Genomic DNA, 559 nt, shown 5'->3' with positions numbered 1-559 from the left:
AAAACGACGCTACCTTGTCTAATGATGATTCATTACACATTCAAACTAATAAGCCTTCATGTAATCATAAAGGTATAGACTTACCTACTGACTCTAATGCCAACCAAACCCATGAGGAGACCGAGCAAGACTTGGCTCCCATGACTATGAAAGAGCGCTTTCGTAAGTTTATACCCGTCATTGTAGATGTCGAGACGGCTGGATTTAATGCACAAACCGATGCGCTGCTTGAGATTGCCTGTATTCCAATTCTGTTAAACGAGCAGGAAGTATTCTATCCAGGAGAAGCGCTTAATGCTCATATTGAACCTTTTGAAGGAGCCAATTTGGAGCCACGCTCATTGGCCTTTACCGGTATTGATCCTAACAATCCTATGCGTAAAGCGATTGCAGAAGATGAAAAAACTGCCCTGCGTCGTATATTTAAAGGTTTAAAAGAAGTGCGCCGTGCTGAAGACTGTCGTCAATGTGTGCTAGTTGGTCACAATGCTCATTTTGACTTAGCATTCTTAAATGCCGCAGTCATGCGTACTAATAACAAAAACCATAATCCATTTCA

Annotated in this window: 1 protein-coding gene; it reads left to right on the top strand. The window is 41.7% G+C overall.

The annotated features are described in order from the left end of the window. Positions 1-140 precede the first annotated feature (140 nt). A partial coding sequence (locus ACS8FD_RS23465; RefSeq protein WP_439277620.1) for an exonuclease domain-containing protein occupies positions 141-559 on the top strand: 419 nt, incomplete at its 3' end.

This window comes from Psychrobacter sp. 1U2 (genome assembly GCF_051847575.1).
Note: the sequence above shows the minus strand (reverse complement) of the source record. Positions and strands in the feature narration are given on the sequence as shown.